We start from the raw sequence: 20050 nt of genomic DNA on the forward strand, positions 1-20050 counted from the left end.
TGAAAATGCTTCGTTTTACTCAAGACCAAGAGCGCGTCATTCTCGCCAACCGTCGCATGTTCAACCAGCGTCAGGAATCCATGGCTCAGAGCTTTGGGCTGACCAATGGCGCAGGTCTGGTTGGCAACGCGCTTGCCATTCCCCGCGATGTCTGGGGCGAATGGGACCGCGAAGGTATCAGCGTTCAGCGTCAGACCATGACAGTGTTCAACGATCTGGCTGCGGCTGTTTCGGCGCCGATGGCGATCGGCAAGGTGGTTCACTACTTCCAGACCATCAGCGACAGCGGCGACGTCAACGTTTCGCTTGACGGCCGCTCGAAGGCCCGCACCGACAAGCCGACCTTTGATTACCACGGCACGCCGATCCCTGTCATCGACAGCGCTTTCGGCTTCGGCTGGCGCGAGGTTGAGGCGGCCCGCACCGAGGGCTTCATGCTGGACGACGCGGGCCGCATGAACTCCATGCACAAGGTTGCCAAGCAGCTCGAAACCGGCGCGCTTGATGGCTTTGCCAACATCAATGTGAACGGGAGCCCGTCTTACGGTTTGCGCACCCATCCCAAGCGCAACACGCGCGCCACGGGCGTTGCCCTGAATGGTGCGACTGGTGCGCAGTGGGTTGCCGAATTCACAGCGACCCTGAAACTGCTGCACGGCGACAACTTTAAAGTTCCGGCCACGATCTATGTGAACTGGGACGATTGGTTCTATGCCGGTTCGACTGAGTTCACGAGCGGGTATCCGAAAAAGATCGCTCAGGCGATCATGGAAATCCCGGGCGTGAAAGAGGTCGTCCCGTCCGACACCGTCAACGCAAACGAGATCATTCCCGTGATCAAAGATCGCCGCGTGGTCAAGGTGCTGAACGGTATGCCGATGGCGACACGCGCTCAGTTCCGCGCAAACCCCGAAGATGACTATGATTTCGTGACGATGGCTGCGGCTGCGGTCGAAATCAAATTCGACGCCGAGGACAATTGCGGGATCGCGCACTCGTCGTAAGTGATTTTTTCGAGGGGCCGGGAGACCGGCCTCTTTTGTGAGATCACTCCATACGGAAAGGCAAAGCCATGAAGTTCAAAGTCACCGAAAAAGGCGTCTACGATGCCAAAGGCAACCGCGTCAAAGTCGGGGCCGAGATTACCGTCAAGGGCGATACGGTTCCGTCCTATCTGGCCAACAAAGGCCACGCGGTCGAGGCCGCTGTGACCAACCCCGCGAAGACCAAAAAGCGCGCGGGTCTTGAAAAGAACGCCGAAGAGCTGGGTATCGAATTCAGCGACGACACCACTGACGATGCGCTGATCGATCTGATCGAAGCGGCCAAGGCGAGCTAAGCCAGTGGCCGCGACCTTAGAGGGCTGGATCTCCTACGCCGCCGCGCGTGGGGATGCCATTGCGAACGATGAGCAGAGCGCCGCCGCACTGGTGCGCGGGGCCGATTTCATCGAGTTCTTCTATGTGCAGAACTTTGCCACATCGCCAGCGCCTGAGGTCATCGATGCGGCTATCTATGAGGCGGCCAAGATCGAACTCGGAACACCGGGTCTGTTCAATCGCGTTTACACGCCGGGTGAGGCGCGAGTCCTGACAGAGGTCAAGGGCATCAAATGGACCGCGGTCGGCGATGCAAAGGCTGAGGGTGCGTTGTCCCCGACGAGCACGAAGATTGAGGCAATGTTGGGTCAATATGTGTCCCGCAAAACCGGCCTTGGAATGCGGTCGCTCGGCTGATGGTTGACTGGTCTCAAATCGCGGGCGAAGTCGCCACGGCGCTTGGGGAGGTTGGCTATACCGCCACGCTGTGCCGTGCCGGTGCGCCCACCGGCCCTGAATACGACCAGATCCCAAGCAAACCGACAAAGCACGAGCTGACGGTCATCAACGACCAAATCCGACTCGGGCTTGTCGATGGAAAAGAGGTTCGCGCGACGGACAAACTGATCACGGTTGCCAGCACGGGTGTTGTCCCGACGCAGGCAGATACGATCGTTCTATCCGAGCCTGACAGCGTCACCTTGCCGGCTGACAATTCCTTGCCGGGGTTGAAAATCGTCCGCGTCTCGCAGACTGCGCCGGGTGGGGTCGATCTTCTTTATGAGGTTCTGTTGCGGGCCTAATCGGCTGCGTCGATGCCCTTGAGTTCGGGGTCGTCCATGTTGGCGAGCAGGGCGGTTTGCAATTGAAACAGGGCAGCGTTTGCCGTTCTCAAGGTCGTTTCGCCAACTGTCGTTTCGCCCCGCGCACGGCACTTAATTTGCATTTCATGCAGCAGATCATAGATTTCTTGGTTGGTGAGGGGCGGCTTGCTCATGCGCTGACCATATCAAGGGTGTGGTAAATGGCAAGAAAACTACCGCGCGAGATCAGGGAGGCCCTTGAAAAGCTCGAGCCCGACGTCCGCGCGGCGTTTGAAAAGGCGATTGCCGAAATTCGGGCGGCGGCTCAGTTCTCCAAGCTCACCACGGCATTGCGCGATGGGAATATCGAGACCGCGATCGAGGCCTTGCGCATTGAGGAGGCCGCATTCACCGCCCTTGGGGACTCGCTGCGCGCGGCATATACCACCGGCGGCACGCTGGCACTGAGCCGGATCGCCATTCGCGATCCGTTCGATGGGTCCAAGTTCGTTTTGGGCTTCAACGGGCGGGCCGTGCGCGCTGAGGCTTGGGTCAGCCAAAAGGCCGGAACCCTGATCGCGGGTATTGTCGAGGATCAGATCAGAATGGCGCGGGCCATCATTCTGGCCGGTGTTGAGCAGGGGCGCGGACCCAAGGCAATCGCGCTTGATTTGGTTGGGCGCATCAATCCGGCGACAGGACGGCGCGCGGGCGGCCTTATTGGCTTGACCGAGGCGCAGGCCCAATACGTCGACAGCATGCGCACCGAGCTTGCCGCGCTCGATCGCGGGTATTTCCGTCGGGAACTGCGAGACAAGCGGTTCGATGGGACCGTTTTGAGGGCACTGAAAGACGGAAAGGCGCTCTCGAAAACCGACATTGACCGGATCGCGGGCCGCTACAAGGACCGGCTGTTGGCTCATCGGGGCGAAACAATCGCGCGGACAGAGGCAATCACGGCTTTGCGCGCGGGGCGATCCGAGGGCTTTCGCCAGCTGGTCGACAGTGGCAGGGTGCGGAGCGATCAGATTGAACGCGGTTGGACCGACACAGGCGACGGGCGAACGCGCCCAGATCACCGCGAAATGGACGGAACAACCGTGACAGGCATGGACGAGCCTTTCACGCTGCCCGACGGTTCGCGAATGATGTTCCCGGGCGACGCCAGTCTCGGCGCATCTGCGCACCAAACTATCAACTGCCGCTGCTGGGAGCAGATCCGAATTAAGTCAAATCTTCTGGTCCCGCGATGAAGAAATTCACCGCGCAATGGGATGACATCACCGACCGGACGGTCGAGAAAATGAAGGCGGTCCAGTCAGAGAGCATTCAGGACGTCATATCTTTGGCCCAGACGCCAAAGGCCAAAGGTGGCCGGATGCCCGTCGACACGGGCAACCTGCGCAACAGTCTGGTGAGTGAGCTGAACGGAGCGCTGATCAGTGAGGGCGCCGATAGCTTTGCATTGGTCTCTGCGATGATGGACCTCGGTGATACGTCTCGTTTTGCGTGGATCGCGTCCTATGCACGGCGCAGGGAATTTGGGTTCACGGGCAAGGATAAGCTTGGGCGGCAACACAATGAAAAGGGCGACCATTTTGCCGGTAGTGCGGCTGATCAGTGGCCGTCCATCGTCCGCAAGAACGCAGCGAGGCTGAAATGAGCACACGAGCGGTCGAAAATGCGCTGAGTGCGCGCGCCGCGGGTTATGGGGATTTGCCCAAGGAGTGGCTGAATCAGGGCTTCGATCCCGCCGCCGATGGCAATCTGCCGTATCTGTCCTTTGATCTGGTCCGCAGCGGCACAGATGATGACACCCTCGGGCAGGATGCGCCCATGGGGCCCGGTCGCCTTGTGCTGACCGTCGTGGGGCGCGCAGGGGCTGGAACGGGCACTCTGAGCGATCATGCAGACGCCATAGCCGCACTGTTCCCCTCGGGAGAGCGTATCGCGGCTGGGGGTAAGACAATCACCATCACGGCACCCGGCCATGTGATGGATGGATACAAAGATGGCGCGTATTGGCGAACGCCCGTCGTTGTCCGGTTCGTAGTGACCTAAAAGCGCGCCGCCATGATTTTGGTGAAGGTCTTGGAGCTGGTGGTTCCGAGCATCTTCGTCCCGTCCTTGAACTTGCAAACGAAGGTGACGTTTTTCCCGCGACCGCCAGCAATTAAACCGGCCAACAACCCGACAGGGCCAAGGATGACCGCGCCCGCAACGCCCCAGCCAACCGTGCCGCCGAGGCGCTTGACGTTTTCTTCGCTGGCCTCGTCCACTTCTTCGACGTCATCGATGCGGTACTTCTTGACCTTGTAGCCGGTCCATCCGGCTTCGTTGGTCATCATGTGGAACTCGTTCAATCCACCAAGCGAAACGAACTTTGAACCGGACCCTTTTTTGAAATCTCCGGCTTCGATCTTGATCTTACCCACTGCGGGCCTCCTGCGGTTGCTTTTGCGGCGCGTCGTTGCCCCAAGGATTGTGCGATTGATCACACCGGTCAATGGCGCGTCCATCACTTTTGCCTTTCAGAGGGTGGGTGAAGTCGCCCCGATAGGCATCGGTAACTAAAGCAAAAATGGGCTTTAACGCCCTGAAATGAGGTCGCTCAATGGCTGAAAAATATTCCGGAAAGATCATCCAGCAGACAATTGAGGGCCGGGGATACCCCTGCCTGCTCTGCACGGGTGAGGCGCCCCAAAAGGGCAAGAAACTGAAATTCACTGCAGACAACGGCACGACCTACGAGGGCAAGATCACTGATGTGATCGACGCTGGCGGTGAACTTCTCATCGAATTTTCTGAGGGCCTGATGCCCGTAAAACGAGCCTAAAGGAGAAACACCATGGCTGACGGTGATACCTATATCGATATTGGCGGAAAAATGAGCATTGCCTCGGGCAAGCCCGCCACGTTGGACGCAACCGGATTTGCGGCGTTGAGCTATACGCAGATCAAGGGCGTTCTGAACATTCCCGAGAATGGTGACACCGCCGAGGATGTCAGCGAGCCGACCCTTGAAGACGGTCGCACGGAACATTTTTACGGCACCAAGGACGGTGGCGGGATTGACGTCCCCCTCAAGTATATCGAGGGCGACGCCGGTCAGGCGCTTATCCTTCCCGGCGTAGACCGTGACGTAAATGCGGTATGGTCGTTCAAGATCGAGGATTCCGACGGGACGATTACCTATAAATATGGGCGCATTGGCCCGGTCCGTCGCCGTGAGCGTTCGAGCAACGCTTTCAAGGGCTTCATCATGCCGATCATGTTCAACTCGGCTGAGGTCGTCGCCTGATGGATTTCGCGCGCTTTAAGGTTGGCGACAACGCCGAAGAAGGTCGCTTTTGGCACATTCCCGACCTGCAAACCGGCCTGCCTCTCTATCAAAAGGTGGAGGGGGAGGACGGGAAGGTCACCGAAGAGCCCGTCGGCATTTGGCTTCGCGGAATCGAAAGTGCGACCGTCAAGCAGGCGATCCGCGAGCATCAAAAGAGGGTCGCGAGTGGCCGCTCTTTGCAGGACGGTGAAAATGACGCGATTGCACGCGCGCTTGTCGTCCGCTTCCAGAATGTCGAGCGGGATAAGCGCCCATTGGAAGTTACCCCCGACGATCTGGACTGGTTCTTTGGTCTGACGAGCCGCTTCGTTGTTGGTTCGATCAATTTCGCTTCCGATGCGGGAAATTTTATCAGCGCAGAGTGATGCCCGACCTAGTTCTTGCCGCCGCGCAAGATGGGTTTCATTCTGCTGTTCCTCCCAAATGGAAGAAGTCCCGATCACAGAAAGTGGGCGGTAAATACTACCGCCCCGACACGTCCGCGGGTCATTACCTGATGGAATGGTTCGAGGATCTGGGCCAGTGCGCCCGACCTTATCCCGGAACACTCCAGCCTCTCCCTGAGACGGAAATCGCCGCGTACTTTCAGAACCGGTCGATCACTCCAGAACCATGGGAGGCAGCAACAATCAAGGCCATGAGCTGTGCCTACGTGAACGCGTGGGCCCATGGCCTTGAAGAATTCGCCCTATCGCCAGCGGAGATGCAGAATGGAAGCGACTGACATCGCAGGTATCGCGATCCGCTATTCGTCCATTGGCGCGGGAAAGGCGGTTGGCCAGCTCAAAAAGTTCCGCACCGAAGGCGGAAAGACCGAGAAGCAGATCGATGACATCGATGATGCGTCCCGCACGGCCTCTGGTGGTGTCGCCAAGCTGGCTAAAGCGTTCTTTGCCCTGTCTGGTGCGGCGGCTGGTGTTGGCCTGTCGTCTCGCTTTGTCGAGCAAGGCAGGGCGTCCAGCAAGGCGCTTGCCGAGGTGTCGACGCTTATTGAGGGAACCGACCAAGAGCTGGCGGCACTGACGGCTGCGTCGCGTGCTTTTGTCCGTGAATTTGGCGGCGGCGTGGATGATCAGCTAGGGGCTTTCTACCAGACGATTTCGGCGGGTGCGTCCTCGGTGAGCGAGGCGACCGAGACCATGACGCAGGCCAACAAGCTGGCCAAGGGTGGTGTCACAGACATCACCACAGCTGTGGACGGCCTGACCACCATTCTGAACGCATATGGCGAAAAGGCCGGCGGCGCGGCTGCCGTATCCGACGCGATGTTCGTCGCGATGCGGGCGGGCAAGACCACGATCGGCGAACTGTCGTCCAGCATTGGTGGGGTCGCGCCCTTGGCCGAGTCCGCAGGCGTCAGCGTTGACGAAATGTTGGCATCGGTTGCAGCCCTGACAAAGGGCGGGATTTCTACGGCGGAATCCGTCACCGGCTTGCGGGCTATTCTGGCCGCCGTGACCAAGCCGAGCGTAGAGGCGTCGAAGGCCGCGCAGGCATTGGGTGTGGATTTCTCAACCGCCGCGATCCAATCGCAAGGCTTTGCGGGGTGGCTTGATGATCTGGTGACGAAAACCGGCGGCTCGTCTGAGGCTCTGGCCGTTCTTTTCGGCGGGGTTGAGGCGATTGTGCCCGCTCTTGCGCTGGCTGGGACTGCGGGAGACAGCTTCAACGACATTCTGGTCGACATGCAGGCCAAGGCGGGCGCCACAGACACCGCCGTTCAAAAAATCGCGGCATCAATGGATGACCGCCTGACCGTCGCCTTGGGCACGTTCACAGAGTTTGGAGACAAAGCGGGGACCGCACTTTTGGCGGCTCTTGTGCCCGCCGTTGAAGCGGCCGCATCCGGCATGGACTTTTTGGGGGAGCATTCCGCCGGGGTTGGTGCGGTTATGCTGGGCCTTACGGCGACGCAGATACCCGCAGCCATTGCGGGGCTTGGCGGCTTGCGGGCTGTGGTTCTGTCCTTGACAACCGCCGCCCGTGGCTTGGCTGTTGCGACGGCTGTTTCGCTTGGTCCTTGGGGCGTGCTCGCGGGTCTCGTCGGAGGCACTGCGGCGTATTTTCTGCTCGCTCGTGACAATGCAGGTGAGGCTGAAAATGCACTTTATGATGCAGCCTCAGGAACGGCCGCACTCAATGCCGCGCTCGGCACCTTCTACACGACAGCGGCGCCGAGCGCTGGCAAGTCCGCCATCGATTTGGCGAACGATAATTACAAGCTGGCAGAGAGCGCGATTTTTGCCGCCGAGGCCGAACTTGCAAAGCAACAGGCCTTACTGGATGCGTCTGAGGCGGCATCCAAGTCGGGCGGAAATCGCACTGAACGCAACAGGTTGCGCCCCGCAGTTGAAGCTGCGCAAGCCGATCTTGACGCGGCACGGGCCGCGCTGGAGCAGGCCAAACTTGACCGCGACCGGGCGGCGCGGGCCGTCACCGGTTCGGACTTCACGGCAAACACGACGGTTTCGAGCGGGGTCTCTGTCGATGTCGACACATCGTTCGTTGATGCGATCCTTGAGAGCCTGAAAAACGCGGGTGGGTCCGCTGGGGGCGGTGCGGCTGGCCTGTCCGGTTTTGCCGAGGCATTGGCCGAGGTGTCGCGCGAAACAGCCGCGATGCAAAATCAGGTTGCGACCTATCGGGAATGGGGTGGAAGCCTCGAAGAACTGCAACGCCAGATCGCGATTACCGAAAAGGCGCAAACCCTCCTGACCGAGGCGCAAAAGGCCGGCATCCAAGTGACGCCCGAACTGCGCGCGAAAATTCTGTCTGCATCTGAGGCCTACGTCGACGCCGCGGACAAGGCGGAGCGCGTTCGAACCAACATCGAGGGCGGTCAGGCGGCGTTCGGGGACTTCATTAGCTCGCTTGAGGGCGGGGTCGATGGGGCGCTGGACTTCATGAGGCAGCTGCTTTTGCAAATTGCTCTCGTGAAAGCGACCGCAGCTGGCTTGGAAGCTCTGGGCGGGACATCCTTTGGCAGTTCCTTGATTGAAACCCTTGGCTCTCTGACTGCGAACGCGACGGGTGGCGTCTATTCGGGCCCCGGCATCAATGCGTATTCTAACAGCGTTGTATCGTCTCCGACCCTCTTCCCGTTCGCGCGGGGGACTGGCTTGATGGGGGAGGCAGGACCCGAGGCAATCATGCCATTGACGCGCATGCCCAGCGGGAATTTGGGCGTTGAGACCAACGGCTCTGGTGGCGGCACGCAGATCGTCGTCAACAATTACGGCAGAGAGCCGATCGAAGAAAATCGCCGGAAACTTCCAGATGGCCGTGAGGTGATCGAGATGAACGTCGGCAAGGGTATCTCGTCTGGCCGGTTCGACAAGCAGCTGAACGGGCGTTTTGGCGTGAGCCCAACACAACGAAAGCGGGGTTAGAATGGCGACTCCAGTTTCTTGGCCGAGAAACATTCGGCTTGATGTCAATTCGGCCCAGTTCAGCGGCGCTGCGAACTTTGGTGTGGCGTCGTTCCAGCCGGATTACGGCCCGCCGATCGAGCGCCCTTTGTACTCAGGCCACATCGAGACTTATGGCGTTACGCTTCCGCTGATGACCGTGGACGGGTTCAAAGTCTGGAAAGACTTTGTGATCAGCAAATTGAACCGCGCCACGGCCCCATTTTTGTGGCGCAACGGGATGGATGCAACGCTGGTGAATGCACGTCTCATGGGCGAAGGTGACCGGTATTCCGTGCAGGCGGTGGATCAGTTTCGGCGGGTGTCGTTCGGCCTGATGGTCACGGGCACGCCGTGGTTCGCCGAGTACGTCCCTGACGATCTTGCCGAGGTGCCCGCCGTGATTGCGGATTGGGTCAACGGTGTTTTTGCCATCAACGGGGAACGGGTTGGCGCGTCCGAACTGTCCGAAGTGTCGGGGTATTTTGAGGCGCGGGACGGGGCGTCGATCGATCCGGGCTATTACGTGGCCCCGGGATCGCTGGGGGTAATCCCGCCCGAGGGCGTGACGCGCCTTGTGCTGTTCAATGGTCCGACCGTGACCCACAACGGCGAGGTTGTGACCGTGAACGGCGAGCCGCTGGAGGTCTACTAATGCAGCGCGACATTCCGCAGGAGACCCTGAGCGATCTTGAGGGCGCGCACCCGACTGAGACCTTGATCGCGTTCCTGACCGTGCACCATGACAATCTGGCCGAGCCGATCCGCATTGTGAGCGACCGGTTCAACTATGTGCGCGGTGATGATCTGTTTACTGGCATCCCGTTCGACGTGTCGCTGGTCAATGATGATGATCAACAGCCGGTCACAGAGGTGCGGGTGCAGAACATCGATCGACGGATTGGTGCGGCGTTGCGCGCCGCCTCGGGCGTTGCCACCGTAGAATTGGAGATCTGCACATCGTCGGATTTCGACATGGGGCAGGACCCGCGCCAAGAGATCGGCACGGCGGATGTGATTTACCGCCTGACCCATTACGAACTGCGCGACGTGTCCGCAGATGCGTTGGAGGTCTCGGGGCGCGCGGCGCTGCCGGATTACGCGTCTGAGCCATGGCCCGCGATCACGACCACGCAGGCGCGGTGCCCGGGGCTCTATTTCGGATGAATTGGGCCGCGCGCTACGTGGGTGCCCCGTTTGCCGATGGTGGACGGGGGCCGGTGTCGTTCGATTGCTGGGGATTGGTTCGCGCGGTCTATGCGGATCATCGGGGTGTCGATCTGCCGACCTATGGCGATATTTCGTCTGGCGACCTTATTCGTGTGGCGCGGGCCATGGCGGGGGATCGCGCAGATTGGCGGCCCGTCGACGTTCCGGCGCCGTTCGATGTCGCCCTGATGTCCGGCGGCCATGGCGGGCGCATGGGGGTGCATGTGGGTGTGATGGTGGACGGTGTGACCATGCTGCACACAGAACGTGCAACAGGGGCCGTTCTGGTCCCTGTGAGTGATTTTCGGATCAAGGGCCGCCTGTTGGGGTGGCATCGGTATTCAGCACAATGACAGTCATTGCAACGTATCGCCCGTTTGGCGAGATCATGCCGCGCACCTTCTCGGTTGCGGGTCATCCGACGCTGGCCGAACTGGCCCGTCAGGTGGTCGATCTGCCCGCCGGATGGCCGCGTCACGAACACGACCAGATTCACATCAACGGCAAGCTCGTGCCACAAGGCGCGTGGCACCTGATCCGCCCGCGTCCGAAAATGGGCGTGCCGGTTGAGGTCACATTCCACGCCCCGCCGATGGGCGGCGGTGATGGCGGTGGAAAACAGGTGTTCGCGCTGGTCGCGTCGATCGCGCTGACCGCAGGCGTCGGGTTCATCTCAAACGGTGGGTTGGCCTCGGTTCTGGGCGAGAAATTCGCCGAGGGTACAATCGGCGCGAACCTTGCCGCCGCTGGTGGTGCGCTGGCCGGATCGCTGGCCCTGTCTGCGCTGGCGCCGCCGCCCTTGGCGGGTGCGACCGGTGTTCAACAGGATGCATCGGGCACGGGAGGCAATGTCCTAGAGCCAAACACAGCACCACCGCGTGTCGTCGGCACGCGCCGCGTCACGCCGCCCCTGTTGGCGCAACCGTTTGTGACACGTGAGGGGCCGGATGAGGTCGTGCACGCGGTCTATGGTTTGGCAGGGCCACATGCGTGGTCGGATGTCCGCGTCAATGGTACATCGGCGGGGGATGTAGAGCGGCTGGACTATGAGGTCCGCGAGGGCTGGGCCGGTGATGTGCAAATCGAACTGGTGACACAAATCGGCGCCATGGAAACGCCCCGCGCCGAACTGCGCGGCTATCTGGCGAACAAAAACGGCGAAAAAGTCGAGTCCCCGACCGGCAATATTTCCGATGCGCTGCCCCAGCCCCTGACGGTGCGCACGGCGTCCGGTGCAGATGTGGTGGAAATTCATCTCAACCTGCCCTCGGGCCTGAATATCGCGGGCGATCTGGGTAAATTGCTGCGCGTTCCGTTCCGGGTGCGCCTGCGGGATCAATCCTTGCGCCGTGAGGATCGGCCAGATTTCGCGGCGGATGATCCGGCGCTTGCGGGCTATGTCGTGCCTGCACTGGATCGGGTGCGGTCGGCGGTTATCGTCGCGGATGTCGATTTCGGGCAGGCCCCGGCGGGCACGATTGCGCGCCTCGGGTCGGTGGCGCATGGGGCGTACCTCGGGATTGCTGGTGATGAGTTGCACTTCACATGGGGTGAGGCTGGATCGCGGGGCGTGTTGTCTATCCCTGCCAACCGGTTGCGCGGGCGGCGTGGGGTGGTCGTTGCCGAGATCGACGTGAGCGAGCGTGGCGCGCGCTTGTGGTGGCGTGATTTCGGGTCGGTCGAAATGACCCTGATTGCATCGGGTCCGTTCGGTGGTGAAGCGGTGCAGTGGTGCGATGATGGCGCGGGTGGCGTCGGGGACGATTGGGCGGGCACCGTCCATGCTCTGCGCATCGCCCATGGCCAGATTTTGCCGTCTGACTGGATCGATCTGCCTGAGCTGCACTTTCAGGCCGCTACTACGGATCAGATGCGCCCGACAATCCGGTTGCGCTGGTCCGCTGATGTGCCTGCCGCCGCTGTTGCCGATGATGAAGGATTTGCCGAGGCGCGGGTCTATGCGCCGGTTGCGCCCGGTGGCGGTGAATGGGTCGCCGATCCATATTTCGACGCGGGCGGGGCGGTTCTGCCCGCATATCTGGACGCCCAGACGATCGGTTATTCGCGTGTGCGCAACGTGGTCATGGATCGCGATGCAGCAGATATCTATTTGGACCCGACACACTTCCCGCGCGGGCGGTATGAGGTGGAAATCACGCGCGGCGCATTGTTGCGCGGGGGCGATGATAGCAACAGTTTCGATCCGGCGACCTACGCGACGAATGGGCGTGTGTTTGAGTTGTTCGGCGCGCCGGTGGGCGGAAACAAACTGCCGCATCCCCAGAAAAACCGAACGGATACTGTTTACGTCGATCGGGTGGTTTCGATCAAAGATCAGCACCCGCTGCCCAAGGGCGGGTTCGCGGTCGTCGCGATGCGCGGGCGCAATATCCAGATTGATGAGATGTCCGCGCTGGCCTCGGGGTACGTGCGGGATTGGGACGGTTCGGGCTGGAATTTCTGGACGATCACCAGCAACCCCGCGCCGCATCTGGTCGATGTGTTTTTCGGCGAACAATCGGCGCGGCCTTTGCCGCGCGCCCTGTTTACGGATGAGGCCAACGCCGAGTTCGTCGCGTGGCGTTCGGACTGCGCGGCCAAGGGGCTGACCTGCGATGTGGTTCTGAGCCAAAAAAGTTTTGCCGCCGTGTCCGAACTGGTCGCGGCCAGCGGATATGCGCGCCCGTATCTGGCCGACATCGCGGCGATTGCCCGTGATCGCGACCGTTCGGGCGATGGTCTGGTTCAGGTGTTCACGCCGCGTAATTCGTCGGGGTTCCGGTTTACCAAATCGTTTGAGGTCATCCCCGACGGGTTCTTGGTCAGTTTCGTTGATCGGACACAGGACTATCAGCCGCGCCAAGTCCTCGTGCCAGACAATGCGGCGGGCCTGATTGAACAGGTCGAGTATGAGGGGCCGACGACCGAACAACAGGTCACGGCGCGGGCGATGTTCGACCTGAAGCAGGCCCGCTTGCGGTCTACGCGATACGCGCTTGAGGCGCCCGCCGAGGCCATTGTTTGCCGCCGTGGCAGCCTGATTGCGGTGCAGCATGACGTGCTGACCGATCGGGCAGGCGCGGCGCGGCTGTTTGACTGGGAATTGGATGACCTCGGGCGCGTCACGGCCCTGCATCTGGACGCGATGGTCCCCGTGCGCAGCGAGGTTGGGCTTGAGGGCGCGGCGGATGTGTCTGCCATCGATGATGTCACGGATAGCGGCGCACGCACGGGCGTGGTGATCCGGCGCACGGATGGCACGCGCACGGTTCATGAAATCACGGGGCAGGGCGACCTGTCGCGGCTGGAATTGGCCGCCTCGGTCGATCGCGTGGGCATCGATCAGGGCTGTTTGGTGGTCGTCGGCGCGTTGGGGTCCGAGATGATGCGCGGTTTGGTGACCGGCATTTCCTATGCCGAGGGCCTAACCCACACGATCAATTTTGTAGATGAGGCGCAGGAACTGTTCGAATGAGTGAACGAACGACTTTTAACGAGACGTCGGTCGATGTGGCCGGTGATGCGCTGTTGGCGCAATATGCCGAACGGGTGAAGACCCTTTTCGACGCGTCCACACTGCCCCTGACCGGGGTGGGTGGCACGGCGGACAATGTCACGGCCACGATGGACCCGGCGCTTGATGGCGATGGTTTGGTGCGGGGCATGGGCGCGGTCATTGAGTGGGCCGGAACAAGCACCGGCGGCGTGACCCTGACAATCAACGGCGGATCGGCTGTGCCGGTTCTGGACGCCTCGGGCGCGGCTTTGGTCGCGGGGGCGCTTGAGGCTGGGCTGATGTCGCTCTTACAGTTTGATGGCGCGGCGTGGCGCATCCTGTCGGGCCTGTCGTCCAGCACGCCGGGGGTCAACCGGCAAGAGTTTGCGGGCGATGGCACGTGGATCAAGCCGACCGGCATGTCACCGGATACGACCGTGCGGGCGATGCTCTGGGCGGGCGGTGGTGCGGGCAACGCGACCAACGGCGGGGGCGGCGGTGCGTTTGTCGAGTGGATCGGGCGGCTGGCTGATTTGGGCATCACCGAAACCGTCGCGATCGGGCAGGGCGGCACGTCGGGCGGCGACGGGGGCAACACCACATTTGGCGGCATCGCCGTTGCCTATGGCGGGCACGGGGCGGATGCATCCAGCAACCCGCGCCGTGGCGGCGGGGCCTTCGCGATGGGTGGGGCCAGCGGCACATTCAACCAGACCGAGGGCGGAAACGGGAACAGCGGCGACGGGGAAAATGCCTATTGGGGCGGCGCCGGTGGGGGCGGCCCGAGTAAGGACGGCGGCCAGTCGGTACATGGCGGCGATGGCGGCGCAGGGGCGTCACCGGGCGAAATTCCGGGCGGTGGCGGTGGCGCTGATGCCGCCGGGGCCCGTGGCAAAGCAATTATTTTGGTGGGGTAAAAATGCCAGAACTTTCTGAAATTGGAGAGGCGCTCGCAGAGGTCTATGAGGGTGTGCCGGGGGTGGCTGTGTTCCGCGATGCAGATCGCGTGCGCATCCTAACGTTGGACACTGCAATTGCCGACGCGCAAGCGGCAGCTTTGAGCGCGCAATCAGCGGCGCGCACGGTCAAAGATTGGGACGCCCTTCTTGCACTCACTGGCGCCGTAGATGGTGAAGGTGCGTATGTGGTGGAAAGTGACAGCGGCACGCACCTTGAGGCGTCAGCCACAGGTTACGACGGGGCTGCTGTGGACAACGCAGGGCGCTATTCGTGGCGCGCGGCTTGGGGCCGGTGGGTGCGGATTGGTGGCACAGTGCTGCCCCAAAAGGCGGATAAGACCGTAACGGGCACGACGGCCCGCGTCTTTGACGATGGGCGCTTTAAGCGTTCCGGGGTGGACGCGGCGTTGGTTGATCAAAGCCGCCGCCCGATTTGGGAAATCAGCGGGGGGCAGGTGACGTGGCGTCTGCCAATGTCATTTGATCTCGCCGAAGACATGCGAAACGACCTGACCGGCGGGGCGGTTTGGCTTTCGGGCGGTCGGTTTGAGCGTTGCGGGTATCGTGCAGTTGTTATCGGTTCTGATCGCCGGGTTGTCCTCGACATGACCGAACAACCTGTCAGCCCCAGCGACATGAACGATGCGATTGCTGCCAGCGCTGCGACCCTTCGGTCTGAGCGCGCTGCGTGGTTGCCGTGGAGCGATGGGGCAGAGGTCTATTGCGATGCCGCCGCGTCCGGTCGGTCGGTGCAACTGTCTAGCGGTGGTGGTGTCAATGTAGATCCGATGTTGGCCGGTGACGTGGTTGTGTGGTCATCGACCCGCAGCGACAACCTGCCCTACACCCCCGCTGCGCCGGGTGGTCGGTACTATTCCCGACCCGATGTCAGTGATGAGCACCCGGTCGTACCGCTGCCGGTGCTGGCCTGCTGGGGGGATAGTACGACGGCGCAGGGTTGGCCCGCCGATCTATCGACGGTGGGCTGGAATATCACGGCCCTCAATTTCGGGCGATCGAGTAACACCGCGCTTGGTATCGCTTCGCGCTTCGGCGCGGTCGAAACAAGCTATGATTGCCCGCTGATCCCCGGCGCGGGGTCTGAGGTCGTGTGCACCGAGAGTAGCACAAGCGAGGGCAAACCGATGCAATCGTTTGCTGATGCAAGTGCCTCGATAAATGGTTGGTTGGTGAGTGATGTCGCCGCCGATCCGCAGAGCGGCACCTATGTGACGGTGCGTTGGGATAAGGATGCTTCGGCCTATTACATCAAGCGATATGCGGCGGGGAGCGATCTCCCGGCGGGCAAGTATTACTTTCACGCCGCCCCGATCCCGACCGGTGACAGCGCGTCGGACGATCCGCCGACCTCCGACATGGTCTGGAACCATCGGGACATGATGCTGGCTCTGCTGATCGGGCGCAACAGCTACACCGATCCGGCGGGCGTGTTCGACATGACAAAGAAGATCGTCGCCCGCCATGCGCCCCTTTCCAAGCGAATGATCCTCATGCCGTGGCTCAACGGCACGGCATACGACGGCGGGACGGGCGAGGGCATCGGGACCGCCGCCTATTCCTTCCGAGAGCAGGCGCTGACGCTGTTCCAAGAGGAATGGCCCAATAACACGTTGGACCTGTTGCCGTATTTCATTGCTGCGGCGACGGGCAGTGCCGAGGATCAGGCCGCCGTGGCCGCCAACTATCCGCCGCCGTCTCTGATGACGGATGCGGTTCACCCTAATGCCGCTGGCCGCCTGATCATGGCGCAGGCGGTCTATGATTTCTGCACTTCAAGAGGATGGGTCTAATGACCGTTTACATTCAACAACTGCCCGTCACCGGTTCCGGTGAAGTTCTCTATCCAGATGCCGCCATGGACGCTGGCACGGCCTGTCTTGTCGATCTGGTTGATGGCTGGGCGTGGGGCGGGTCAATCCCCGCAGACGGCGAGTCCATCACGGGCGGGAACGTTTTGAACTATGCGCTGGCAGATGATGGCTGGGATGAAACCCCCGGTGCGGTCACGTCAAGCGGGATCACGGGCGATGGCAATGGTGCGGCGGTGCTGACTCAGGCGCACTATATCACGCTGCCCCCGGCATTCATTCCGCCTACCGGCACGACCAAGTTCGGCGTGATCCTCTGGGTCAAGAATGAGCCCGCGACCACGGTTCAATCGGGCGGTAACAATCCGGTTTTCGCGCTCGGGTTTTCCTCTGGGACGCCGGTATCCATCGGCCTGAACTATTCCAACTATGTCGCAACAGGCGCTTTCGTGGCTGGTCTCGGTTTTAATGCTGGGCCTGCACCGGTGCTTGCGGCCCTGACTGACGGTGCGGTGCATCAGATCGCCATCGAATACGATACGACCACGGCCAGCGCGTCCACCCTCAAAATCTACGTCGATGGGGTTCATGTATCGACGTTTTCGAGCAGCAACGGGTCCGCAATTCCCGACACGATCACCCGCGCAGTGGTTGGCCGCGATCCGCGTTTCAGTGGCGCAGGAATCATTGGCAAGTTCATGCGCGCCACGATGGAACTGACAGGCACCCCGGGCGCCCGTCCTTTCGCCGAGACCGTGGCGCTGGACTACAGCCTCAACAGTGCGCGGCTGGCGGTATAGCCATGACGAAACCCTCATTCACCCAAAACATTTCGCTCGGCAACGTGATCCAGATCGTCGCCATGATCGCGGCCATTGCAATCGGGTGGCAGCAACTGGATGGGCGGTCTGGATCGAACACGGCAGAAATTGAGAAGATCACCAAGGCCATGGCCGTAGCTGAGGCCAAGGCCGCGACCGACATCCGCGATCACGAGACCCGCCTGCGCCGCCTAGAGGATAGCGCGGCCCGATCTGATGAGCGCATGGCTAGCATTTTCAACCTGCTCGCCCGGATCGACGGGCGGCTTGAACGTATCGAGAGGGCAAATTGATGATGAAATTGATCCCCGAATGGAAAAAGGTCGCGACGGGCGCTTGGTCGTTCCTGTTCTCGATTGCGAATGCGCTGTTTCTGGCGGCGGCGGCGGGCTGGGAAATGATGGCCCCCGAGGATCTTCGCCTTGAAACGTCCACCTATCTGGCTGTGGGGGCGGTTCTGGCGGCGGTGACGGGCGGTTCGCGCCTGATCCAACAAGAGAAGCTGGCGGCGGCAATCGCGGCCTATCTCCAAGACGAACTTGGCGCGGTGAAGAAGCGCACGTTGGTGGCCGGTGTTGCGGCGGTCATGGCTGTGGCGACGCCGATCACGATGAGATGGGAGGGTGTCAGAACCGAGGCCTATCGCGATGTCGTCGGCATCTGGACGGTCTGCGCGGGCGAGACGCGCGGGGTCAAGCCCGGCGACAGTTACACCGTGGCCGAATGCGAGGCGATGCTGGAAACCCGCCTGCTGGAATTTTACGACGGCGTGCGGGCGTGTGCGCCCCAGATCGAGGCCGCACCGGTCGAGGTTCAGGCCGCAGTGACGAGCTGGTCCTACAACGTCGGCGTAGGCGCGGCGTGCCGATCCACATTGGCGCGGCATCTGCGGGCCGGTGAATGGCGCGCGGCCTGCGAACAACTGCCCCGATGGAACCGTGCCGGTGGGCGCGTGTGGAAGGGCCTTGTGAACCGTCGCGCGGATGAGCGCCGCCTCTGCCTGTCGGGGCTGACGTGACGCGCCTGTGGCCTGCTCTGGCCCTCGTGGCGGCTGTGGTGGCCGCTGTGGGCGTTGGTGGGCGGTGGATGTACCGCACGGGCTATGGCGCGGCTGTGGCGGATCAGGCAGAGGCCCGCGCGGCGGTTCAAGCCAAACTGGACGCGGCGGGGCGTCGGGCGTTTCAGGTGGCGGAACAACTGGCGCAGGATCGCGCCGAACATGCGGTCCTGATCGCGGAACTGGAGAGGCAAGCCAATGAAGATTTCAATGATTGTCGTGTGCCTAGCGCTGCGAGCGTGCGGCGTCTCAACGCCCGATGGCCTGACCCTGACGACGCTGCCCGATCTGGCGATTGAGCCATGCGCTCACCCGTCCGAATTTCTGGGGGCGGGCGATTGGGAGTTGATCACAGGCCGGATCGGTGATGCGCTGATCCAGTGCAACGCCGCCCGCGCGCTGGCCGTTGGGGCCTATCAGGACGCGGGCGGGGCGCTGTAGGTGCGGTTAGACGAGGCCCTTTTCGGTGGCCGTCGCTTCATCGGTGGTGAGCAGAACATAGTGGCCGCGCCTAGGGTCGGTCTGTAGGACCTCGCAACGCGACTTCGGGATCCAGATGTCGGGTCCGTCCTCCTCTGCGCGAACGCAAACTGCGGCGTCAGTCTGGTGCTGAAACTGCACCGAGATGTCTATGATATCGGATTTCATGGTTTTCCTTTCGGGGATTTTAGGACTGCTTGGATGCGAAGAGCATGATGCGCTCTTCCACGTGCGGGACTGTGCCCTCGTTGAACATCTGCACAGCGGCCCTCGGATCACGATCCATTGCGACCAATAGGAGTGTGGCGATGGTGTGATCGAGGGTTATCAGGACCTGCGCCCGATCCTTCACGGGGTCGCGCCCGTCTAGGATCAGTTTTGCGGCATCGAAGGCAAGCTGGGTGTCGCGGGATGGCTGTTTCATCCAAGAGCCGCCCGGACCATGCAGTCTTTCGCTTCGAGCAGTTTCCGCAGGCCCGCGCTCTTTTCTGCCCCATCGGGCAGCTGATTGTTCATCTGCACCGCCATGTCGCCGAAGGGCTTGCTGACCGCCTGCAGATGTTCCGGCAGGTGCGCGTATTCGAAGTATTTCATGATCGGGTTCGGCATTGGTTTTCCTTTCCGGGCTAGTTGGATCGGCGCGCAGCCGCGCGATCCAGTCGTTCAATATCTGCCAGTATAGTGGCGGCAGCTTTGACCAAATCCCGGCGCCGATGGTCGCTAGGCCGCATATCTTCTGGAAATGGCCAGAGGCGGCGGATCATTGCATTGTCGGTCTGGTAGCCTGCCGCCGTCATAGCGAAGCAGGCCCCGGCTCGTGACAGCTCGAACATGTCATGTTCGTCGTCATGTTCGGGCGTCCAGCCTTTCGTGTTTTGCTGGCGCTTGCGCTCTTCCAGCACGTCGAGGGCGGCTTGGGTCATTCGCATATCGGCCTCCGGGGTTGTTGGGTTCAGTCGCAGCAGGAGTGCGAACGCGGACACGCGCCACGTCCCCGGCACTCTGCGCCGCCAAAGCAAAAGGTTGGCGTTTTGCCGAAAACCGGATGCTCCATTTGCCAGATCATAGGGCGGGCGGGATAAGGTAGGGTTTTAACTGCCTCGCTTTCCTGCGGCTTGTATTTCAGGTGGTCTTCGACGGCGACTTTCTTCTTCGTCAGGTGTTCGGCAATCCGCACGGCGTCGAAGGCGCTTTGACCCTCGCAATGACCTGACGTTCCATCAGTAAATTTTAGCCAGTATGCCTGCATGTGTTTTCCTTTCGGGGTGTTTGGATCGTATGTTGACTGAATAAGCGATATCGGTTACTAAGTCAATAAGCGATATCA

General features: G+C 61.4%; 28 protein-coding genes. 22 read left to right on the forward strand and 6 right to left on the reverse strand.

Annotated features, from left to right (window positions below; translation table 11 throughout):
* Positions 1 to 5 precede the first annotated feature (5 nt).
* From R1W00_RS06905 to R1W00_RS06920, 4 genes are all read left to right on the forward strand, one after another.
* Entirely contained in the window at positions 6 to 1004 is a 999-nt protein-coding gene (locus R1W00_RS06905) for a major capsid protein (RefSeq protein ID WP_317261996.1), read from the forward strand.
* Positions 1005 to 1072: 68 nt separating this feature from the next.
* Positions 1073 to 1339, forward strand: coding sequence for a hypothetical protein (locus R1W00_RS06910; protein ID WP_317261997.1), 267 nt, complete (start codon positions 1073 to 1075; stop codon positions 1337 to 1339).
* 4 nt (positions 1340 to 1343) lie between these two features.
* Positions 1344 to 1736, forward strand: a complete 393-nt coding sequence (locus R1W00_RS06915; protein WP_317261998.1) for a hypothetical protein — start codon at positions 1344 to 1346, stop codon at positions 1734 to 1736.
* A complete protein-coding gene (locus R1W00_RS06920; protein ID WP_317261999.1) occupies positions 1736 to 2122 on the forward strand; it encodes a hypothetical protein in 387 nt (128 codons plus the stop codon). The genes R1W00_RS06915 and R1W00_RS06920 overlap by 1 nt, the downstream gene beginning before the upstream one ends.
* On the opposite strand, the gene R1W00_RS06925 is transcribed toward R1W00_RS06920, so the two are convergent.
* Positions 2119 to 2316, reverse strand: coding sequence for a hypothetical protein (locus tag R1W00_RS06925; protein ID WP_317262000.1), 198 nt, complete (start codon positions 2314 to 2316; stop codon positions 2119 to 2121). The two genes, R1W00_RS06920 and R1W00_RS06925, sit on opposite strands and share 4 nt — an antisense overlap.
* A 27-nt stretch (positions 2317 to 2343) precedes the next feature.
* Between R1W00_RS06925 and R1W00_RS06930 the strand changes: the two genes are divergently transcribed.
* The 3 genes from R1W00_RS06930 to R1W00_RS06940 are packed head-to-tail and all read left to right on the forward strand — an operon-like array spanning position 2344 to position 4183.
* A complete protein-coding gene (locus tag R1W00_RS06930; RefSeq protein WP_317262001.1) occupies positions 2344 to 3375 on the forward strand; it encodes a phage minor head protein in 1032 nt (343 codons plus the stop codon).
* Positions 3372 to 3785 (forward strand): hypothetical protein, encoded by a 414-nt coding sequence (locus tag R1W00_RS06935; RefSeq protein ID WP_317262002.1) that lies wholly within the window; start codon positions 3372 to 3374, stop codon positions 3783 to 3785. Before R1W00_RS06930 ends, R1W00_RS06935 begins: the two co-directional genes overlap by 4 nt.
* Complete coding sequence (locus tag R1W00_RS06940; RefSeq protein ID WP_317262003.1) at positions 3782 to 4183, forward strand: phage tail terminator-like protein; 402 nt, start codon at positions 3782 to 3784, stop codon at positions 4181 to 4183. The genes R1W00_RS06935 and R1W00_RS06940 overlap by 4 nt, the downstream gene beginning before the upstream one ends.
* Here the strand turns inward: R1W00_RS06940 and R1W00_RS06945 are convergent.
* Entirely contained in the window at positions 4180 to 4557 is a 378-nt protein-coding gene (locus R1W00_RS06945) for a hypothetical protein (RefSeq protein WP_317262004.1), read from the reverse strand. The genes R1W00_RS06940 and R1W00_RS06945 overlap by 4 nt on opposite strands.
* A gap of 179 nt (positions 4558 to 4736) precedes the next feature.
* On the opposite strand from R1W00_RS06945, the gene R1W00_RS06950 reads away from it, so the two are divergent.
* The 15 genes from R1W00_RS06950 to R1W00_RS07020 are packed head-to-tail and all read left to right on the forward strand — an operon-like array spanning position 4737 to position 18542.
* Positions 4737 to 4958: a hypothetical protein gene (locus R1W00_RS06950; RefSeq protein WP_317262005.1), complete on the forward strand. Its 222-nt coding sequence runs from the start codon at positions 4737 to 4739 to the stop codon at positions 4956 to 4958.
* A gap of 12 nt (positions 4959 to 4970) precedes the next feature.
* The gene (locus R1W00_RS06955; protein ID WP_317262006.1) at positions 4971 to 5423 is read left to right on the forward strand and encodes a hypothetical protein; all 453 of its coding nucleotides are present in this window, start codon (positions 4971 to 4973) and stop codon (positions 5421 to 5423) included.
* Positions 5423 to 5830, forward strand: a complete 408-nt coding sequence (locus tag R1W00_RS06960) for a hypothetical protein (RefSeq protein ID WP_317262007.1) — start codon at positions 5423 to 5425, stop codon at positions 5828 to 5830. Before R1W00_RS06955 ends, R1W00_RS06960 begins: the two co-directional genes overlap by 1 nt.
* Positions 5830 to 6189 (forward strand): hypothetical protein, encoded by a 360-nt coding sequence (locus R1W00_RS06965; protein ID WP_317262008.1) that lies wholly within the window; start codon positions 5830 to 5832, stop codon positions 6187 to 6189. The genes R1W00_RS06960 and R1W00_RS06965 overlap by 1 nt, the downstream gene beginning before the upstream one ends.
* Positions 6176 to 8854, forward strand: a complete 2679-nt coding sequence (locus tag R1W00_RS06970) for a phage tail tape measure protein (protein ID WP_317262009.1) — start codon at positions 6176 to 6178, stop codon at positions 8852 to 8854. The genes R1W00_RS06965 and R1W00_RS06970 overlap by 14 nt, the downstream gene beginning before the upstream one ends.
* A 1-nt stretch (position 8855) precedes the next feature.
* Positions 8856 to 9527: a hypothetical protein gene (locus R1W00_RS06975; RefSeq protein ID WP_317262010.1), complete on the forward strand. Its 672-nt coding sequence runs from the start codon at positions 8856 to 8858 to the stop codon at positions 9525 to 9527.
* Positions 9527 to 10039 carry a DUF1833 family protein gene (locus R1W00_RS06980; RefSeq protein ID WP_317262011.1) on the forward strand — a complete coding sequence of 171 codons (513 nt, stop codon included), beginning with the start codon at positions 9527 to 9529 and terminating at the stop codon, positions 10037 to 10039. Before R1W00_RS06975 ends, R1W00_RS06980 begins: the two co-directional genes overlap by 1 nt.
* Positions 10036 to 10434 (forward strand): NlpC/P60 family protein, encoded by a 399-nt coding sequence (locus R1W00_RS06985; protein WP_317262012.1) that lies wholly within the window; start codon positions 10036 to 10038, stop codon positions 10432 to 10434. The genes R1W00_RS06980 and R1W00_RS06985 overlap by 4 nt, the downstream gene beginning before the upstream one ends.
* Positions 10431 to 13556, forward strand: a complete 3126-nt coding sequence (locus tag R1W00_RS06990; protein ID WP_317262013.1) for a phage tail protein — start codon at positions 10431 to 10433, stop codon at positions 13554 to 13556. The genes R1W00_RS06985 and R1W00_RS06990 overlap by 4 nt, the downstream gene beginning before the upstream one ends.
* Positions 13553 to 14494 carry a hypothetical protein gene (locus tag R1W00_RS06995; protein WP_317262014.1) on the forward strand — a complete coding sequence of 314 codons (942 nt, stop codon included), beginning with the start codon at positions 13553 to 13555 and terminating at the stop codon, positions 14492 to 14494. Before R1W00_RS06990 ends, R1W00_RS06995 begins: the two co-directional genes overlap by 4 nt.
* Before the next feature lie 2 nt (positions 14495 to 14496).
* Positions 14497 to 16347 carry a hypothetical protein gene (locus R1W00_RS07000; protein WP_317262015.1) on the forward strand — a complete coding sequence of 617 codons (1851 nt, stop codon included), beginning with the start codon at positions 14497 to 14499 and terminating at the stop codon, positions 16345 to 16347.
* Positions 16347 to 17165 (forward strand): LamG-like jellyroll fold domain-containing protein, encoded by an 819-nt coding sequence (locus R1W00_RS07005; RefSeq protein ID WP_317262016.1) that lies wholly within the window; start codon positions 16347 to 16349, stop codon positions 17163 to 17165. Before R1W00_RS07000 ends, R1W00_RS07005 begins: the two co-directional genes overlap by 1 nt.
* Positions 17166 to 17167: 2 nt before the next feature.
* Positions 17168 to 17479 (forward strand): hypothetical protein, encoded by a 312-nt coding sequence (locus R1W00_RS07010; protein ID WP_317262017.1) that lies wholly within the window; start codon positions 17168 to 17170, stop codon positions 17477 to 17479.
* Positions 17479 to 18204, forward strand: coding sequence for a lysozyme (locus R1W00_RS07015; RefSeq protein WP_317262018.1), 726 nt, complete (start codon positions 17479 to 17481; stop codon positions 18202 to 18204). Before R1W00_RS07010 ends, R1W00_RS07015 begins: the two co-directional genes overlap by 1 nt.
* Complete coding sequence (locus R1W00_RS07020) at positions 18201 to 18542, forward strand: hypothetical protein (RefSeq protein ID WP_317262019.1); 342 nt, start codon at positions 18201 to 18203, stop codon at positions 18540 to 18542. Before R1W00_RS07015 ends, R1W00_RS07020 begins: the two co-directional genes overlap by 4 nt.
* Before the next feature lie 368 nt (positions 18543 to 18910).
* Here the strand turns inward: R1W00_RS07020 and R1W00_RS07025 are convergent, their stop codons facing one another.
* The 4 genes from R1W00_RS07025 to R1W00_RS07040 are packed head-to-tail and all read right to left on the reverse strand — an operon-like array spanning position 18911 to position 19972.
* Positions 18911 to 19147, reverse strand: coding sequence for a hypothetical protein (locus tag R1W00_RS07025; RefSeq protein ID WP_317262020.1), 237 nt, complete (start codon positions 19145 to 19147; stop codon positions 18911 to 18913).
* Entirely contained in the window at positions 19144 to 19332 is a 189-nt protein-coding gene (locus R1W00_RS07030) for a hypothetical protein (protein WP_317262021.1), read from the reverse strand. Before R1W00_RS07030 ends, R1W00_RS07025 begins: the two co-directional genes overlap by 4 nt.
* A 17-nt stretch (positions 19333 to 19349) precedes the next feature.
* Positions 19350 to 19652, reverse strand: a complete 303-nt coding sequence (locus R1W00_RS07035; RefSeq protein WP_317262022.1) for a hypothetical protein — start codon at positions 19650 to 19652, stop codon at positions 19350 to 19352.
* A gap of 23 nt (positions 19653 to 19675) precedes the next feature.
* Positions 19676 to 19972, reverse strand: a complete 297-nt coding sequence (locus R1W00_RS07040) for a hypothetical protein (protein WP_317262023.1) — start codon at positions 19970 to 19972, stop codon at positions 19676 to 19678.
* Between the last annotated feature and the right edge of the window lie 78 nt (positions 19973 to 20050).

The organism is Rhodovulum sp. FJ3 (genome assembly GCF_032918305.1).
GTDB lineage: Bacteria > Pseudomonadota > Alphaproteobacteria > Rhodobacterales > Rhodobacteraceae > SAT37.

Bases quoted from the DNA above. Each gene is read 5' to 3' on its own strand.
- R1W00_RS07005 (WP_317262016.1), top strand. From the start codon at position 16,347: ATGACCGTTTACATTCAACAACTGCCCGTCACCGGTTCCGGTGAAGTT.
- R1W00_RS06990 (WP_317262013.1), top strand. From the start codon at position 10,431: ATGACAGTCATTGCAACGTATCGCCCGTTTGGCGAGATCATGCCGCGC.
- R1W00_RS07010 (WP_317262017.1), top strand. From the start codon at position 17,168: ATGACGAAACCCTCATTCACCCAAAACATTTCGCTCGGCAACGTGATC.
- R1W00_RS06950 (WP_317262005.1), top strand. From the start codon at position 4,737: ATGGCTGAAAAATATTCCGGAAAGATCATCCAGCAGACAATTGAGGGC.
- R1W00_RS06910 (WP_317261997.1), top strand. From the start codon at position 1,073: ATGAAGTTCAAAGTCACCGAAAAAGGCGTCTACGATGCCAAAGGCAAC.
- R1W00_RS06955 (WP_317262006.1), top strand. From the start codon at position 4,971: ATGGCTGACGGTGATACCTATATCGATATTGGCGGAAAAATGAGCATT.
- R1W00_RS06970 (WP_317262009.1), top strand. From the start codon at position 6,176: ATGGAAGCGACTGACATCGCAGGTATCGCGATCCGCTATTCGTCCATT.
- R1W00_RS07025 (WP_317262020.1), bottom strand. From the start codon at position 19,147: ATGAAACAGCCATCCCGCGACACCCAGCTTGCCTTCGATGCCGCAAAA.
- R1W00_RS06940 (WP_317262003.1), top strand. From the start codon at position 3,782: ATGAGCACACGAGCGGTCGAAAATGCGCTGAGTGCGCGCGCCGCGGGT.
- R1W00_RS06995 (WP_317262014.1), top strand. From the start codon at position 13,553: ATGAGTGAACGAACGACTTTTAACGAGACGTCGGTCGATGTGGCCGGT.
- R1W00_RS07000 (WP_317262015.1), top strand. From the start codon at position 14,497: ATGCCAGAACTTTCTGAAATTGGAGAGGCGCTCGCAGAGGTCTATGAG.
- R1W00_RS07035 (WP_317262022.1), bottom strand. From the start codon at position 19,652: ATGCGAATGACCCAAGCCGCCCTCGACGTGCTGGAAGAGCGCAAGCGC.
- R1W00_RS06965 (WP_317262008.1), top strand. From the start codon at position 5,830: ATGCCCGACCTAGTTCTTGCCGCCGCGCAAGATGGGTTTCATTCTGCT.
- R1W00_RS06975 (WP_317262010.1), top strand. From the start codon at position 8,856: ATGGCGACTCCAGTTTCTTGGCCGAGAAACATTCGGCTTGATGTCAAT.
- R1W00_RS06920 (WP_317261999.1), top strand. From the start codon at position 1,736: ATGGTTGACTGGTCTCAAATCGCGGGCGAAGTCGCCACGGCGCTTGGG.
- R1W00_RS06925 (WP_317262000.1), bottom strand. From the start codon at position 2,316: ATGAGCAAGCCGCCCCTCACCAACCAAGAAATCTATGATCTGCTGCAT.
- R1W00_RS06905 (WP_317261996.1), top strand. From the start codon at position 6: ATGCTTCGTTTTACTCAAGACCAAGAGCGCGTCATTCTCGCCAACCGT.
- R1W00_RS06935 (WP_317262002.1), top strand. From the start codon at position 3,372: ATGAAGAAATTCACCGCGCAATGGGATGACATCACCGACCGGACGGTC.
- R1W00_RS06960 (WP_317262007.1), top strand. From the start codon at position 5,423: ATGGATTTCGCGCGCTTTAAGGTTGGCGACAACGCCGAAGAAGGTCGC.
- R1W00_RS07015 (WP_317262018.1), top strand. From the start codon at position 17,479: ATGATGAAATTGATCCCCGAATGGAAAAAGGTCGCGACGGGCGCTTGG.
- R1W00_RS07030 (WP_317262021.1), bottom strand. From the start codon at position 19,332: ATGCCGAACCCGATCATGAAATACTTCGAATACGCGCACCTGCCGGAA.
- R1W00_RS07040 (WP_317262023.1), bottom strand. From the start codon at position 19,972: ATGCAGGCATACTGGCTAAAATTTACTGATGGAACGTCAGGTCATTGC.
- R1W00_RS06930 (WP_317262001.1), top strand. From the start codon at position 2,344: ATGGCAAGAAAACTACCGCGCGAGATCAGGGAGGCCCTTGAAAAGCTC.
- R1W00_RS06980 (WP_317262011.1), top strand. From the start codon at position 9,527: ATGCAGCGCGACATTCCGCAGGAGACCCTGAGCGATCTTGAGGGCGCG.
- R1W00_RS06985 (WP_317262012.1), top strand. From the start codon at position 10,036: ATGAATTGGGCCGCGCGCTACGTGGGTGCCCCGTTTGCCGATGGTGGA.